Here is a 12,770-nt window from a genome sequence, read left to right as displayed (position 1 = left end):
GCTACGACGATTGATGGGTGTAGCCGATCAGATCGTAGCTTCTTGATTTAGTTCCATCGATTTAAGCAACAAAGCCGCTTTTCTCATGAGAACTCCTCTTTCTCAATGGAAGATGTCTAGCGATATGAACTGAGTAACCCTTACCTACACGGTCACTAATTTTGATATAAATCACGAATACTATTTTAAAATATAGAAATGCTAGTTTTACAAATGATATTAATTTCTATTAACTTCTCCCCTAAAAATATAGGAGTAGTTTAAAACTAATAGTATTTAAGTACTTATTTATAATGTACCTAACCAATAGATTGAAAAGGGGTATTTGGCTTACGTATTACACAACCCTTATAACTTTCCTTGGTGCCAGTTGTTCACAGAACCATTGATGGTATCGACTCTGACTTTCATTCGCTTGGCTGATGATAGCCGTTGTCACTTTTCGGCCAAATAAATAAGGGTGATTGTTTACCTTTACAAGATGATCATTATTCAATGCTTCGATGATAAAATCGGGAAGTAGAGCGATGCCTGATTGTTGGCAGCAAAGGTTCACAATGGTATTGAGGTCTTCACACTGCCAGATGTGATGTTGTTTCATTATTGATGCATTATTAATTTCTTTGCAACCTTCAAGTAGTAATAATCTTGCATCCTGATCACAGATTAATGCTTTATGAGCAACCCACCAAAAGTTGATGTTAAAAAGCTCAGTAAATCTAAATTCATAGATATTTTTATGGTAGGGATTGGCAAGGGCGAGATCGAGTTCCCCATGGGCAAGCATCTCACCTAATACTGAACTAGGTTTAGTTACGAGTTTGAGATTTGTATCCGGAAAGGCTTTGGAAAATTCGTGAATTGCTTGGCGCACTGCATGGTTAGATAAAAGGGGGTCAATCCCCAAGCGATACACCACTTGCTCCGAGTCTTTCATCGCATATGCAGACTTCAATAGAGTTAGATACTGCATAAGAAGCGGGTTTGCTATCTCGCTGAGATGTTTACCTTGGTTCGTCAGAACCGCCTTTCCATGTTTACGTTCAAACAGAGCGATTTCTAACTCTAGCTCCAAGCTATGAACGGCTGCACTAACCGTTGGTTGTGTTTTATGTAGCTTTCTCGCGGCAGCTCGAAAAGACCCTTCTTCAACCACAGTAACGAACGCTAATAACTGTTCAAAGCTCGGATGCATTATATTTCCTTATATTTATACATTAAGCAGAGTAACTATTTACTCTAGATGTTTAGAGTACTTGTAAAGTTGAGCATTTGTCTTCACCTAATTGGGTTAAGACGTGGTGAACTACCAGTGTTTTTATTAACTTTTATTTTTGGAATATGAGAAGAGCATAAAAAATCGTGACTAAGTTCAAATAAACAAACTCATATTTTATTAATTAAAATTGATTTTGATCAATTATACCCCCGTGAGTAAATTAGGAATAAAGCGTTTATACATATTTATTAGATTGGACCAAAAAACGATGTACTGAGTGATAGGTCATATCTATCATCATGAAAAAATCATGCTGTGTGTTTTTGTTACATTTAAATCAAAGGGAAAAGGATTTAATACCAAAGTTAACAACCAAAGGAGAAACGTTATGTTGACTAATCTATATTGTAAAGTAAGTACATTTTTAACCACCTTTAAAAATGATGAGCGCGGTGTAACTGCGATTGAGTATGGTTTAATTGCTGCTGCAATGGCTGCATTACTTTCAGTCGCATTTTATGGGAGTGGTAACTTTGTGACTGAGTTGAAAGAAGTCTTTACTAATATATCGACTGTGCTTTCAGGTTTAGCTGAAAAAATCACAAAAGCTTAATGGTTGATTTTTTTTTAAGTTCATTGCTTTTTCAATGTCTCTATATATCTTATATCGACGTAACAAGCAGAACTATAACTAATTTTCAACTGTTGTTGTTGATCTTTGTTCATTTGTTCATTTTTATGTCATTTCATTGGGATGTATTGACTTACTCAATATTGATAGTGTTATGTAGCGGATGGGTTATCTATACACTTGGATTGCTCGGTGCAGGCGACATTAAATATGCAGCAGTTCTGTCACTGAGCTTACCAATGGATTTATTATCACAGGCGTTGCTGCTAACAACGTTAACCGGTGGAGTATTAGCGTTTATTTATCTTTTACTCCACTTGGTTAGACGAGTAAAAGCCAATTTATATAAAGGGATGGAAGAGGTGCAATATAACCCCGGCATCCCCTATGGCGTGGCAATCAGTGTTGGATTTTATGTGATGATTTTTAGTCATTGGGTGAACTATTTATGACTTAGCGTTTTTACCCCTATCTTTAAATGATGTTGAATGGAGGCGACTTATGAGATCGCGGATTGTCCTGTTTATTGCGTTGCTTGCCTTTGGTTTCGGCTGTTATGGCTTAATTGACATGATAACCCAGACTCAACAAGCGTCTCCTACCACTGCTGACCAACCAGCACCTGTCATTGAGCAATTCGTCGCGGTTTGGTCACTCGATCGTTCCTTGTCTCGTGGTGAGCCTATTTCTACCTCGGACGTCACCAAGCAACAACTGGAGTTACAAGACGCACTTTCTTACGGCATCAAAGAAGATACCGTCATTGATTTCTCACCCTCAACGTTACTCAACCGCGACCTGAGCAAAGGTGAAATTATCCTTCCTGAATATCAAACCCCGCAAGGTGGGGCTGGTTATATTGACCTGTTGATCTCTGAGGATATGACCATCTATCCGCTGCAGGTTAGCGCAACCAATTTAGTTGATGACTATATTCGCCCTGGCGTGTTTGTCGATGTTCTCACTGTGAGCTCACCTTCCAGTAATTTAGCGGACAATGCCGACCATCCATCCGAATTTCATGGCGTGAAAGCTTCACTATTTTTAAAACACGTCAAGGTACTAGCAATCGACTATATCGATCCTGAAAGTAAAACCTCAAGCGCTAAGGTCATTAAGCCGAGTCAAGAAGCGAAAGCCGGTTACAGCACAGTGGTGATTGAGATTCACCCAGAGCAGTTAGCGAACATTGCATTGGCGCAGCGCACCATGCATATGGAAGTGTATCGCAGCCAAACCTATAAAGAGCCTGTCTATGCTGAGGTGCGTAATGTGATTACCAATTACACCGGCATTGAAGAGTATCGCGGAACAAACAAAACAGCGAGCACAGAAGGATTCTAGTTATGGAAAACAGAGTAATTATAAGAGCAAACTCTTCCTTGTTGGCGCTGCTGTTTGCTTTGCTATTCAGTGTTAGCGCATGGAGTGGTGACCGCTATATCACGCTGAATGATGCAAGGCACATTCGGTTGAACGAAGCTATTGGCAAAGTGTTTATCAGTAACCCAGACGTGGCTGATTACAAGGTCATGAACGACAACACAGTGGTGGTGTTTGCCAATAGCATTGGTCAAGCTCGATTGCTTGTGTATGGCGTGTCTGAGAACGTGCTGTTATCTGAGCGAATAGTTGTCGATTTGAACTTAACCCAAGTACGCCGTCAAATTGACTTCTACTACCCTGAGTTGGATATCAAGTTAGAGTCAGTCGGTCCTCAAGTCGCGGTCAGTGGTGTGGTTGAGTCTGAAGAGCAGCGCGATGATATCTATCGCATGGTTGCCATACTTTTGGGGCGTGAAAAGGTTGAGCGTTGGAATGAAATACAAACGCTAGAGTTTGAGTCAGACACGTTATCCGTGTCAGAGCCGGAGAGCATGATCTTTGCGCGCAATATGACTTGGGAAGGGATTATTGAGCGTTTAGTGGTGGCTGGTACACGACAGGTAAACGTAAAAGTTTCGATTGCTCAAGTTACCGAATCGTTTGGTGAAACCATCGGTGTGGATTGGAGTTCGGTGGGTTCTAATGTGGGTGAGTTCGTCTTCAATCAGTTTGAGGCGGAAGACCTTGTTAGCGTTATCTCGGCTATTGGCAACGACTCAGTCGCTCAGGTTCTGGCTGAACCTAATCTCAGCGTGATGTCCGGAGAATCCGCCAGTTTCCTTGTTGGTGGTGAAGTACCTGTCATTGTTTCAACCAATAGCAATGTCAATATTACCTTTAAAGAGTTTGGTATTCGCCTCGACTTGACCGCAAAAGTAGAGAGTGATGATCGTATTCGCATGCAGCTCTTTCCGGAAGTGAGCGAGATTGATGGTTATGTGACCGCTGCTGGTATTGAAGTCCCTAAATTAGCCTCAAGACGAGCTATGACCACGGTTGAGCTAGGAGATGGTGATAGCTTTATTCTGGGTGGATTGATGAGCAGTGCGGACTATGAAGAGATGCAAAAAACGCCACTAATTGGTGACATTCCGATTATTGGCGCGGCATTTCGTAAGGCCATCACCGAAAGGCGTAAGACAGAGCTCATTATTGTTGCGACGGTTAACCTGGTTAAACCGATTCGTTCCACTGAAATCCAAATGCCTTATATCCACAAAACCAACACACTGACTCGCTGGTTAAATATTGAGTTGGATGACCATAAGGCTCCGCAGTCTGATGCGACGATTCGTTTGCTATCTGAAGGAGGATTCATCCAATGAGAAATTATCTAATATGCAGTTTGATGCTTTTGTTGGTTAACCTTAGTGGTTGCTCTGCAGAACGTTACTATACCGGTAATGGTGCAGAAGCCGTGGTGTACGAAGAGTGGCATTCGTTTGATATTGATTTGCGTGGACATGAAGATCAAGAAAAAGTGATTGCGAGATTAATTGAGAAAATTTACCAGCAAGATCCATATGCCCAATACACGGTGTTGCACCGAAATAACAATAGCAAACAAGTGTTTTCTGCGGCTACGCAAGGATTGACTGAGTTATCTAGCGCGACGAAGCGTGTTCATTACATTTACTCGCCAGACAATATTGCTGACCTCACGATTAGAGCAAAGGTGTTAGCAGCCCATACCGAGTTGTGTCAGGCCATAGAGTTGTTTAAGAAAACAGGGCAGATCAATTGTTTCGTAGAATCTGCACGCACTAAGCAAGTCGCGAATAAACAGCGGTTGATAGGAGGTCAATAATGTTTGATTTATCTAAGGCGCTAAGTAGTAAATCGCAACCAGCGACTCTCCGAGCAAAAGTGGACAATAGTGGTATTCATTGCACCTTTATCTACCAAACTCAGGAGTGTTTAGGTCTTGTTCAAGAGGTGTTTCGCTTCGAAGGGTGGGATGAACCCAAGTTACTTCGTTTTAACCTCGCTCATATAGATGAACAAGAAGAAGATGAAATTATTCTTTTTGAGCTCAGTGAATCTAATGATGTCGTTGAAGATGCTAAACGCTTTGCTAGCAAGCTCCCTACTCACAAAGGGATCATTGTTATTGGTAAAGAAGACTCGATCTCTACCGTACGGGCGCTTCGTGATGTTGGATTCTATTACATGCTTTGGCCTTTTAGTAAATCCGATTTGGCTGACTTCTTAATGCACGTAGAGAGCAACTTAAAATCGTTTGCCGGGGTGAGCGAACACCGCAAAGCGAAGCGTGTTGCTGTTGTTGGTGCAAAAGGTGGGCTTGGGGTGTCGTTCATTTGTTGTGAGTTGGCATCGTACTTATCCATTCGAAGCAGTGACACTATCGTTGTTGATCACCACGGTAATCACAGCAATATGGATGTTTTGCTCTCCTTGGATGATTTTTCTCGCCAAAACATCGACGAGTTTACCGCACCCATTCATGAGTTGGACGAAGAGGGCGCTTTAAGTTATCTCATTCGAGTTCGTCAGAACTTACGCTTGTTGGCCTTGGATAGCGAAAAAAAGCAAGAAGATGTTCTGCAATATACTAATACCTTGTATGAACTGCTTTCTCGCTCGACCAACTTTGTAATTGAAGATTTCTCAGGCAGTGTTGATTTTGAGGTTATCCCTCAAGAACTCATCGATAACTACGATGTGGTCGTGGTCGTCAGCGACGCATCGGTTTCTTCTGTACGTAATGCGAGAGTCTTGCTAGAGAAACTGCAAAACGCACGTATTTCTCAATCTCGTAAAACGCGCTTGCTTACCGTTGTGAACCATCATCGCCCTCATAAAGCCTTTGTGCTGCATTCTAAAGAGCTAGAGAACTATTTGGGAACACCTGTTGATTTGCTGTTCGACTACTGTAGCAACCTTTCGCACATCATTGTCGATGGTAAGAGTGCACACAAGCATGACCGACATATTCGAGATTCAATTCGTAGCCTTGCTAGTTTGATCCAGGGGCAACCTGTAGAGCATGGCTTGTTCTCACATTGGTTAACAAAGAAGGCACGTAAATGAGTTCAAATAAAGAGTTGTACCTCGCATTTCGCAGCCAAATTTTTGAAGCCATGGATGTGGAAGCGGCTCAGCAGATGAGTCAAGACGAGCTAGAAAGCCAGATTCGTAATGCGGTTGAGATGTTAGTGTCGAACTATGGCCGACCTATTACGGGCTTGATGAAAGCGGGCTTGGTGAAAAGTTTGATCGATGAGATCTTTGGGCTTGGTCCGTTACAACCCTTAGTCGAAGATCAGTCCATCACCGATATCATGGTCAATGGACCTGAGCGTATTTTCTATGAACGAAATGGGCGAATCCACAAGTCTGATATCACCTTCGTTAATGAAGACCAGGTGCTAGCAATAGCCAAGCGTATCGCCTCTCGTGTCGGCCGCCGAGTCGATGAATTATCGCCTACCGTGGATGCGCGCTTGGAAGACGGTAGTCGTGTAAATATCGTTATCCCTCCAATTGTGCTTGATGGCACATCCATCTCTATTCGTAAGTTCAGGGAACAGAACATCGGTTTTGAAGACTTGGTAAATTACGGAAGCATGTCATCAGATATGGCTCGAGTATTGATGATAGCGGCTCGATGCCGAATGAATGTGCTGATATCCGGAGGAACAGGTTCAGGTAAAACAACTTTGCTCAACGCATTATCTCATTACGTTGCAGATGATGAACGCATCGTGACCATTGAGGATGCGGCTGAATTGCGACTCCATCAAATGAACTTAGTGCGTATGGAAACTCGTGCTGAAAGTGTGGAGCGAACAGGTGCTGTCACTCAGCGAGACCTTGTTATTAATGCTCTGCGTATGCGACCTGATCGGATCATCTTGGGTGAGTGTCGTAGTGGTGAAGCGTTTGAAATGCTCCAAGCTATGAACACAGGCCATGATGGCTCAATGTCGACACTTCATGCCAATTCACCGCGTGATGCAATTGCTCGTGTTGAGTCTATGGTGATGATGGCGAACCTGAACCAACCCCTTGATGCGATTCGCCGTTCGATCGTTAGTGCGGTCCAACTTATTATTCAAATAAACCGCTTGAGAGACGGTTCGCGAAAAATCACCAGCATCTCTGAGGTTGTTGGATTAGAGGGAGACAACGTCGTATTAGAAGAAATTTACCGATTTGATTCCAATGATAGTGAATATCGCGACACCGTCACCGGTGATTTTGTCACTAGCGGTATCATGCAACGCTCAGAGTTGGTGAAAAAAGCCCACTTTTACGGTTTGTATGATGAGTTAATGCAGTCATTCAAAGGGGAGAGATAGTGATGCTTTGGGTTGCGTTGATATTAGGCTCCATCGCTATTTTGATGATGAGAGGCGACAAGAAAAAGAAAATTAACCAGTACTTCGATTTCGAAGGCAGTGGGGATTTGGTGAACTTGCATGCTATTAATATTAACGAACTCACGAATCGAAAGCGTTGGCAGAGTTTGATGTCGGATGCCCGATTGGTTGCCGATGTTTTAGGTCCAAGATCGGCACTTTACATCACCTTATATACTTTAGGTACGGCATTCATGTTGTGGTATGTGATGACAGAAATGGCTCGATTTGGCTCGCTCTGGATGTTTGTCGTCATGTGGTTGGCGCTGCTATTTATCGGTTATCGATACTTGGTCAATCGTCGTCGCAAGCTGTTTACCAATAGCTTTCCTGATGTGCTGAATATGCTGATGAGTGCCGTCACTGCGGGTGACAGCTTAATGCATGCGATTGGTTACGTTGGCGAGAAAATTGATACTGCCATCGGACATGAATTTAAGCTCATGAGTGAGCGCTTAAAAATGGGCGAGGCGCCAGAGGTGGTATTAGAGCGTGCCTGTCGTCATTACCCTTACCCAGAGTTTGTGTTCTTCACACTCACGCTTAAAGCCAACCTTGCCCGAGGTGGGCAACTTAAGAGTGTGCTCGCTCGATTGATTCGAGTACTGGTTGATTCGAGGACTCTAGAGAAGAAAAAAATGTCGATGACTTCGGAAGCGCGAGTGTCTGCAAAGATCGTTGCCGCCATTCCTCTTGGTTTCACCATATTGATCAGCCAAATCGCGCCACACAACTTAGAGATCCTGATGGAAGATCCTATTGGTAATTGGGTGATTATCTATGTGATTGGCAGTGAGTTATTGGGGTTGTTTATTGTTTGGTTGCTTGTGAAAGGAGTCAGCTTATGAATGGCACCATTGCGATACTTCTTTTTTTGGGCGCCGTATTGTGGGGAATCTTTGAGCTGTATTTCCAACAACAACGTCGAGAACGAATTGGGAAATACGTCCAAGGTTCACATCGAACAATAGGTTCTGTCATTGGTGGTTATTTCATCAGTTTCGGACAGCATTATCGCAGCGAGGTAGAGGTCAAATTGGTTGAGGCTGGCCTTTATCATCGCGACTACGCCAAGTACTACTTTCCGTTGAAAGTTGCAGTTGCGCTAGTCGTTATCGCAATAGTGTTTATTGTCGAGCTTTCAGCTCAGGTGCGAATGATGGCGGTGCCAATGGTGTTGGTGTTGACCATCATTGTGCCAGATATCCTACTTAATATGCGCAAAGCCTTGTTGATCAAAAAGATCTCAGGAAAGCTACCTTATTTGCTAGATATGATGGCAGTTTGCGTGCAAACCGGAATGACAATCGAAGCCTCGTTAGATTATTTGGGACAAGAGTTTGAGGCGTTCGATAAGGATCTCTGCTACCAAGTTAAACGTACGTCAGACTCGGCGAAACTGATTGGCCTTGAGCGTGCGCTGAATGACTTCTCTGAGAGAGTGCCTACCAATATCGTGCAAAGCTTTGTGCTGACAATATTACAAAACCTGAACTACGGTACCTCAATTGCGCAAGTGCTGGGGGACTTGGCAGAAGACATGCGCAAGATGCAAGTTCTCACGATTGAAGAGAAGGTTGGCAAGCTCTCTTCAAAAATGAGTGTCCCACTTATTTTGCTTATTCTGATGCCGATTGTGGCTCTGATTTTAGCTCCGGGCATTATTCAAGTTATGGACGCAATGGGAGGCCAGTAATGAACCAATTATTCCGTATATTGGCCCTCCAATTGTTATTTGCCTCTCTTGTAGGTTGCCAATCTACTCCTGATGAACAAGCTAGCTCAATGCAAAACATGCTGAATATTGGTAACTATCAAGGGGTAATTGCACATTATCGACAACGCTTGGAAACGGATCCCGATGATTATGAAGCTATGGATGCGATTGCGCATGCCTATTATCAAATTGGTGATGTTGAATCTGCGAGTTTCTATACCCGTTATCTCAGTGAACATGGTTATTCTAATGAAAAAATGGCGCTTTTGATGGGACAAGTGGCGGCTGATATGGGGAATGATGAAGAGGCGATATCCTATTATTTTGATTCGTTAGAGCTCGGTAATAATGGGGCTCAAGTATACAACTTGATAGGTATCTCTTACTCACGATTAGAGCACTTTGAACCAGCAACAACGGCTTTTAATCGAGCGAGAGTGCAGGGCTACGATGAGGCGACGATTAAGAATAATCTCGCCGTGGTCTATTTGGCTAAGTCCGATTACCGCTCGGTGGTAGCAATGTTAGCTCCGCTTATTGAACGGCAGCCGCAAAACAAAACGGTTAATGCGAATCTGGCATTAGCACTATCTAAGCTAGGGCGTTATGAGGATGCTCGCTCCTTATTGGAGGCGGATTATAGTGATGAGGACATTCACCACATTCTTTACCAAGTAGGACGTGAGGAGTGATGCATGAACGTTAACCTCCGGAAGCGCCAAAAGGGTGTCACAACAGTAGAGTTTGCGCTCGGGGCCTTAGTTTTAATTCTATCGACTGTGATTATTTTTGAGAGCAGTTATCAGGTATATATTACTAACTTAGTGGACTACTCACTACGAGAAACAATAAGAAATACCAAGATTAAACTGCATGAAAGCAAAGAGCCAAGTGATATACACGAGTTCTATCAAGACCAGTTTGACGCATTGATCAAACAAAGCGGTGAACTGTGGAGCTTTTTGGTTACACCAGACAAGTTTTCAATTACCGGTGTTTATTATGACGATTATACCGCGTTTGTAGCGGGTACCACGTCCATCAGCTTTGGCGGTGAAAGCAGTGAGGTTGAGAGCTTTGATTATAGCCTTGCGGAGCTGACGGTAAGTTACGATTTTTCACCGATGACTCACTTTTTTACATCGAGCAGCATGCCTATCTCTCGAACTATGGTGTTGAACCTCGAACATGAGGAGTGGCCAGATGAAAACGAATAGCCGACTTTTACAAACGGGTTCTTTTACTGTCGAGCTTGCTTTAGTGCTGATGGTCTTGTGTTTGATTTACCTTTTTTCGACAGATTTAAGCCACAAACTACTTATGCAATCTGCGCTAGACCGCACCTCATTTGCGCTGGTGAACATCCTTAAAGAGCGGACTCGCTATTACGCCGGTGATGTTCAAGATGGAACAAACCTAATCGTTCAACAGCAGCAGTTGGAAGATATGCAAAAGTTGGCCGCACGGCTACTTGGTCAAGAAGCTGATTCAGTGATGATTAACATTCAATCTCTAGTTAATAAAACTACACCAGTGAGTATCGATAGTGACAGCCTTGAAAATAACAATGAACCTGAAAGTCCCGAAGAAGTAGATAAGTCGGTGAATTGCAATGTACCTGAGATTGAAAGTGAAGCGTTTAAGGTATTGGTTCCAACAGAGGATGGAGTGGATTTTCCACTCTATAGCGTGACAGTATGTGAAACCTATCCATCTTGGTTTGGCGTCTTCACCAACTCATCTGAGACCTTAACACTATCTTCGACATCGGTGATGCCGGGGAGGTAATGATGAAAACAAATTTGAGTTTGAGACAGAAGCAACAAGGTGTCGCAGCCATTTGGCTCGCTTTGGCCTTGGTTCCAGTTATGGGCTTTACTTTCTTATCCGTAGAAGGAACAAGATACATCCAAACATCGGCACGCTTGAATGATTCATTAGAAGCGGCAGCGATCGCTGTCACTATCGCTGACTATAGAGACGAGGGGGAGACCAACAAGTTAGCAACAGATTATGTTAAGGCCTATGTCCGCGGAGCAAAGGGCATTGGTATCACTTCGGAGTGGGAACATCAAGAGTGGATAGAAGAAACGGAAACGCCAGAACATATCCAATATAGCGTTGCTGCAAGTACAACACATCAATCCTGGTTTGCCAGTCAATTCATACCATCGTTTGATGAAACACAAGTTATTACGGGTCAATCGGTAGCGAAGAAATACCCCATGTTTCTTGGTGATAATAATATTGACCTCATGTTGGTTTCAGATTTCTCTGGGTCTATGAATTGGCGTTGGGGATCTAACAACTCATGCACTAATTCCAGCTGTAAAATCGAAGACTTAAAAGCTGCAGTTAGGGGACTTGCCGAAACCGCACTGTGCCACAAAATAGAAAAAGGTGAGTGCAGTGTTAAGGTGAAACAAGCTAACGGTAAGTATGAATGGGAAACCACACCAGATAGGTTAGACAACAGAATTGGTATTGTACCGTTTAATATCAGGACACGAGAGTTGGTCTCTTTTAATGGAAATGCCCAAACAGTTGCAGCAACACAACTGGTTTACAGAGACGATGTTGAGCCCAGTGTTGCTGATGATGATTATGATGATGTTCCTTGGGACGATTGGAGGATATACAGTCGAAACTACATTAATGAATGTGTGAACGACCCTAATAAATGCAACTCAGATCATCGCTATTGGCATCAGTCGACGTGGTGGCGGGGATGGTATGAAGCTAATGAGGATATAAAACGCCTTCGTCATGTTCTTGTATCGACTAATGATTATTGGTATCCGGACAATCCGAACTATGTTGACTACGAAGGGAGTGTCAATAGGTTACTTGAAAACAAAGTGATTAATGATAGTACTTTCTATCGCGTTAAGGATGTTAGCTTATATCAAGGATATGGGAGTAGTAATGAATCCCAGTTCCAGAACGTAGAGTTAACTAATGATCTGATCACTTTGTTAGGTGAAAAGTACAACGGAAAAGAGCATGAAGCTTTCGGTGTTTACGATATGTGGGCAAATGGCAGCACTGCAGCGTTTCAAGGCATGTTGCGAGGGTTTCAATTGCTTGCTGCTGGTAAACCAGAGACGAATGACCCGGATGAGGTCGAGGCTTATGGCAATAAGTTAAAAATGTTGTTTGTCTTAACTGACGGTCAAGAAAGTCCTAATAACGGCATTCTGGGTAACTTAGTTAAAGCTGGTATGTGTGATAAAGCCAGAGAACTGATTCCAGGCTTGTTCATTGGTGTGATTGGCATTGATTTCCAGGCTTCTCAACAGAGCGGGTATCAGGACTGCGTAGTTGATGACAATCTGGATATTATTGATGTAACCGACCTAGACCAACTGAAAGAAAGTATTGAAGAGCTTATTCGCCGTGGGGCGAAAAGTAACGGTGTGACTCAACTTTATTAGG

Annotated in this window: 14 protein-coding genes; 13 read left to right on the top strand and 1 reads right to left on the bottom strand. The window is 43.0% G+C overall.

Going from position 1 to position 12,770, the window contains the following annotated elements; translation table 11 throughout:
• Nucleotides 1–337: 337 nt before the first annotated feature.
• Nucleotides 338–1,195 (bottom strand): LysR family transcriptional regulator, encoded by an 858-nt coding sequence (locus tag OQJ75_RS10715; RefSeq protein WP_265972950.1) that lies wholly within the window; start codon nt 1,193–1,195, stop codon nt 338–340.
• A 412-nt stretch (nt 1,196–1,607) separates the two neighbouring features.
• Here OQJ75_RS10715 and OQJ75_RS10710 point away from each other — a divergent pair, with 412 nt between their 5' ends.
• The 13 genes from OQJ75_RS10710 to OQJ75_RS10650 are packed head-to-tail and all read left to right on the top strand — an operon-like array spanning nt 1,608 to nt 12,769.
• Nucleotides 1,608–1,832 (top strand): Flp family type IVb pilin, encoded by a 225-nt coding sequence (locus OQJ75_RS10710; protein WP_265972952.1) that lies wholly within the window; start codon nt 1,608–1,610, stop codon nt 1,830–1,832.
• The gene (locus tag OQJ75_RS10705) at nt 1,832–2,302 is read left to right on the top strand and encodes an A24 family peptidase (protein WP_265972954.1); all 471 of its coding nucleotides are present in this window, start codon (nt 1,832–1,834) and stop codon (nt 2,300–2,302) included. The genes OQJ75_RS10710 and OQJ75_RS10705 overlap by 1 nt, the downstream gene beginning before the upstream one ends.
• A 49-nt stretch (nt 2,303–2,351) precedes the next feature.
• The gene (cpaB, locus tag OQJ75_RS10700) at nt 2,352–3,194 is read left to right on the top strand and encodes a Flp pilus assembly protein CpaB (RefSeq protein ID WP_265972955.1); all 843 of its coding nucleotides are present in this window, start codon (nt 2,352–2,354) and stop codon (nt 3,192–3,194) included.
• Nucleotides 3,195–3,196: 2 nt separating this feature from the next.
• A complete protein-coding gene (locus tag OQJ75_RS10695; protein WP_265972956.1) occupies nt 3,197–4,561 on the top strand; it encodes a type II and III secretion system protein family protein in 1,365 nt (454 codons plus the stop codon).
• Nucleotides 4,558–5,043 (top strand): hypothetical protein, encoded by a 486-nt coding sequence (locus OQJ75_RS10690; RefSeq protein ID WP_265972957.1) that lies wholly within the window; start codon nt 4,558–4,560, stop codon nt 5,041–5,043. The genes OQJ75_RS10695 and OQJ75_RS10690 overlap by 4 nt, the downstream gene beginning before the upstream one ends.
• Complete coding sequence (locus tag OQJ75_RS10685) at nt 5,043–6,287, top strand: AAA family ATPase (RefSeq protein ID WP_265972959.1); 1,245 nt, start codon at nt 5,043–5,045, stop codon at nt 6,285–6,287. The genes OQJ75_RS10690 and OQJ75_RS10685 overlap by 1 nt, the downstream gene beginning before the upstream one ends.
• Complete coding sequence (locus tag OQJ75_RS10680; protein ID WP_265972961.1) at nt 6,284–7,558, top strand: CpaF family protein; 1,275 nt, start codon at nt 6,284–6,286, stop codon at nt 7,556–7,558. The genes OQJ75_RS10685 and OQJ75_RS10680 overlap by 4 nt, the downstream gene beginning before the upstream one ends.
• Before the next feature lie 2 nt (nt 7,559–7,560).
• Nucleotides 7,561–8,466: a type II secretion system F family protein gene (locus tag OQJ75_RS10675; RefSeq protein ID WP_265973175.1), complete on the top strand. Its 906-nt coding sequence runs from the start codon at nt 7,561–7,563 to the stop codon at nt 8,464–8,466.
• Nucleotides 8,463–9,314 (top strand): type II secretion system F family protein, encoded by an 852-nt coding sequence (locus tag OQJ75_RS10670; protein ID WP_265972963.1) that lies wholly within the window; start codon nt 8,463–8,465, stop codon nt 9,312–9,314. Before OQJ75_RS10675 ends, OQJ75_RS10670 begins: the two co-directional genes overlap by 4 nt.
• Nucleotides 9,314–10,027 carry a tetratricopeptide repeat protein gene (locus OQJ75_RS10665; protein WP_265972965.1) on the top strand — a complete coding sequence of 238 codons (714 nt, stop codon included), beginning with the start codon at nt 9,314–9,316 and terminating at the stop codon, nt 10,025–10,027. Before OQJ75_RS10670 ends, OQJ75_RS10665 begins: the two co-directional genes overlap by 1 nt.
• Nucleotides 10,028–10,030: 3 nt before the next feature.
• Nucleotides 10,031–10,552 (top strand): TadE/TadG family type IV pilus assembly protein, encoded by a 522-nt coding sequence (locus OQJ75_RS10660; RefSeq protein WP_265972967.1) that lies wholly within the window; start codon nt 10,031–10,033, stop codon nt 10,550–10,552.
• Nucleotides 10,539–11,123 (top strand): tight adherence pilus pseudopilin TadF, encoded by a 585-nt coding sequence (gene tadF / locus OQJ75_RS10655; protein ID WP_265972968.1) that lies wholly within the window; start codon nt 10,539–10,541, stop codon nt 11,121–11,123. The genes OQJ75_RS10660 and tadF overlap by 14 nt, the downstream gene beginning before the upstream one ends.
• Before the next feature lie 2 nt (nt 11,124–11,125).
• A complete protein-coding gene (locus tag OQJ75_RS10650; protein ID WP_416340676.1) occupies nt 11,126–12,769 on the top strand; it encodes a TadE/TadG family type IV pilus assembly protein in 1,644 nt (547 codons plus the stop codon).
• The last annotated feature ends 1 nt before the right edge of the window (nt 12,770 follow it).

This window comes from Vibrio sp. 14G-20 (genome assembly GCF_026241515.1).
Taxonomy (GTDB): domain Bacteria; phylum Pseudomonadota; class Gammaproteobacteria; order Enterobacterales; family Vibrionaceae; genus Vibrio.
This window is presented reverse-complemented; position numbering and strand designations above follow the sequence as displayed.

Bases quoted from the DNA above. Each gene is read 5' to 3' on its own strand.
- OQJ75_RS10665 (WP_265972965.1), top strand. From the start codon at position 9,314: ATGAACCAATTATTCCGTATATTGGCCCTCCAATTGTTATTTGCCTCT.
- OQJ75_RS10650 (WP_416340676.1), top strand. From the start codon at position 11,126: ATGAAAACAAATTTGAGTTTGAGACAGAAGCAACAAGGTGTCGCAGCC.
- OQJ75_RS10690 (WP_265972957.1), top strand. From the start codon at position 4,558: ATGAGAAATTATCTAATATGCAGTTTGATGCTTTTGTTGGTTAACCTT.
- tadF (WP_265972968.1), top strand. From the start codon at position 10,539: ATGAAAACGAATAGCCGACTTTTACAAACGGGTTCTTTTACTGTCGAG.
- OQJ75_RS10670 (WP_265972963.1), top strand. From the start codon at position 8,463: ATGAATGGCACCATTGCGATACTTCTTTTTTTGGGCGCCGTATTGTGG.
- OQJ75_RS10675 (WP_265973175.1), top strand. From the start codon at position 7,561: ATGCTTTGGGTTGCGTTGATATTAGGCTCCATCGCTATTTTGATGATG.
- OQJ75_RS10715 (WP_265972950.1), bottom strand. From the start codon at position 1,195: ATGCATCCGAGCTTTGAACAGTTATTAGCGTTCGTTACTGTGGTTGAA.
- OQJ75_RS10680 (WP_265972961.1), top strand. From the start codon at position 6,284: ATGAGTTCAAATAAAGAGTTGTACCTCGCATTTCGCAGCCAAATTTTT.
- OQJ75_RS10660 (WP_265972967.1), top strand. From the start codon at position 10,031: ATGAACGTTAACCTCCGGAAGCGCCAAAAGGGTGTCACAACAGTAGAG.
- OQJ75_RS10685 (WP_265972959.1), top strand. From the start codon at position 5,043: ATGTTTGATTTATCTAAGGCGCTAAGTAGTAAATCGCAACCAGCGACT.
- cpaB (WP_265972955.1), top strand. From the start codon at position 2,352: ATGAGATCGCGGATTGTCCTGTTTATTGCGTTGCTTGCCTTTGGTTTC.
- OQJ75_RS10695 (WP_265972956.1), top strand. From the start codon at position 3,197: ATGGAAAACAGAGTAATTATAAGAGCAAACTCTTCCTTGTTGGCGCTG.
- OQJ75_RS10705 (WP_265972954.1), top strand. From the start codon at position 1,832: ATGGTTGATTTTTTTTTAAGTTCATTGCTTTTTCAATGTCTCTATATA.
- OQJ75_RS10710 (WP_265972952.1), top strand. From the start codon at position 1,608: ATGTTGACTAATCTATATTGTAAAGTAAGTACATTTTTAACCACCTTT.